This window comes from uncultured Maritalea sp. (assembly GCF_937139385.1).
Taxonomy (GTDB): Bacteria; Pseudomonadota; Alphaproteobacteria; order Rhizobiales; family Devosiaceae; genus Maritalea; species Maritalea porphyrae_A.
This window is the reverse complement of the sequence record NZ_CAKZPW010000357.1, coordinates 1-1,710: the sequence shown is the minus strand read 5'-3', so window position 1 is coordinate 1,710 and position 1,710 is coordinate 1. Positions and strand designations below refer to the sequence as shown.

The following is a 1,710-nucleotide window of genomic DNA, read 5'->3' as shown; positions in this document are numbered from 1 at the left end:
ATTGTCACATTGTCTGGCACGGGGAGCGCGGGTCCTAAATTCAAACCTCGTGGATGTGCATCGGAGATCTCATCCCAGTCAACAAACGGTAATTTCGACGTCTTGAAAATTCGCTCCATTGCTCCTGTATCGTAGGAATCCAGCGCTGTTGCCATAACGAACCGGTTTGGTTCATTTGTCATTTTGTGTACGACAGCCACCGCAGCGCCATTGCGCAACACAATTGCTGAGCGAACCGCAAGCATGGCTGCAGCAGCAGCTTCCCTATGGTAACGAACATGTCGTGTTTTTCGCGCTGCTCTTGTTAAGGTAGGTAGTGAAAACTGCGAGCGTAGAACCCGGTCTGCATCATCAAACTTAGCAAAATAAAACTGCACATTCATATGGGCATTTTCATCGCATTCCCCCGTATTTACAGTGGAGCGAAGCGAAACATATCTCACGTGTGGACCGACCTGCGTTCAGAACTATCTCGGCACATCGTGTTGGTTATCCTTTGTTTTTGTCAACTCGCCAAAGATACTTTTTAAGCTGGGTGGTTTGCTGGCCAAAAATGGTAGTGGACGGCATACCGTCATTGCCGCTCGACCAACTCGCGCGGTCAACATCCCGTTGATTACGCCTTCACCCAAACGTGCGGAAACCTTTGCTGCCAATCCATGCCCCAATGCATCTTGAATCAGATTATCGCCAGCCGATATGCCGCCGGTTAAGGCAAGATGACTGACGACAGTGCCAGCAAGGCGCCAAGAGCTAAACAAACCAGGTCGACCGCCATAAAGCTCTGAAATTCGACGAATGAGACGAACATTTTCCACCACGACATATAGCACATCAATCAGAGCTCGCGGACTGATTGCAGTTACAATAGATGTGCGTTTTGAAGAGCTTAGAATAAAGCTGTTTGCCTTTGCATCCAATTCCGCCAACAAGTCTCGCTCTGCCAACAAGAACAAGTCTCTACCATCCATAACTTCACCGAGCTGGCTTTGCAAAAGGCTTCGGCCACGGGCTGTTTCTGGCTTCGTACTGTATAAATTTAACAAGTTTCTGACAGCGGCTCGAGCCAGATTTAGGTCATCCCTTTTATAGGCTTTAGTCGCTTGTCGTTTAAGTTGCCGAAGGGTTTGCAATCGGGACAAAGCCCTAATTTCTTTCACAAAAACTACAATGAAAGCAAAAATCAAAAGGCCTGTTAATGCCAGGCCGACATATCCAAGCCAAGGTGTACGAGCAAAAAGATCTTCGATCAGCGTGTCTATCCAAATGCCAAATGCAAGACCTGCAAGGCCGACCAAACATGCCCAAAAGACCTTTCCAAAAGAAAAGCGGCGTTTGGGCGGTTGAATTTCTACTGGCGTTTCCTCCAATTCGATTTCGGTGGGAATAGCAGGTGCATCTACAATGCGTGCGCTGCTTAATAACTGGGCGGTTGGTTTGCGGGATTTTGTTCGTGGGGCATTCATGCCAATTTGTCTCCCAGCAAAAACTGCAGTGCTCGATCCATCCGAATGTGTGGCAAGGAAAGGGTTAAACCTTCGGCAGTTTTTTCCAATTTGGGTGGCTTGAACCGCAAATACCGCAAGGGATCTTCGTCCTTAGAAGCTTGGAAATCATATATTTTCATTGGAGAGTGATGCTGGAGGGTTTACTCCAAGAGGTTTTCAATTTGATTGTAGCGATGCGGTTTTTGCGAAAATTGAAAGTTGG

At 47.5% G+C, this 1,710-nt stretch carries 1 protein-coding gene and 2 pseudogenes; all 3 read right to left on the bottom strand.

Features of this window, described 5'->3' with window-relative positions; genetic code table 11:
• Positions 1-383: pseudogene (locus Q0231_RS14455) on the bottom strand (hypothetical protein); the annotation flags it as partial.
• An 84-nt stretch (positions 384-467) separates the two neighbouring features.
• Positions 468-1,466, bottom strand: a complete 999-nt coding sequence (locus tag Q0231_RS14450; protein ID WP_299348505.1) for a TIGR01620 family protein — start codon at positions 1,464-1,466, stop codon at positions 468-470.
• Positions 1,463-1,621 (bottom strand): annotated as a pseudogene (locus tag Q0231_RS14445) (YcjX family protein); the annotation flags it as partial. The pseudogene Q0231_RS14445 and the gene Q0231_RS14450, both read right to left, overlap by 4 nt.
• Positions 1,622-1,710 lie beyond the last annotated feature (89 nt).

What these genes read in the sequence shown, in the direction of transcription:
- Q0231_RS14450 (WP_299348505.1), bottom strand. Translation starts at nt 1,466, where the DNA reads ATGAATGCCCCACGAACAAAATCCCGCAAACCAACCGCCCAGTTATTA.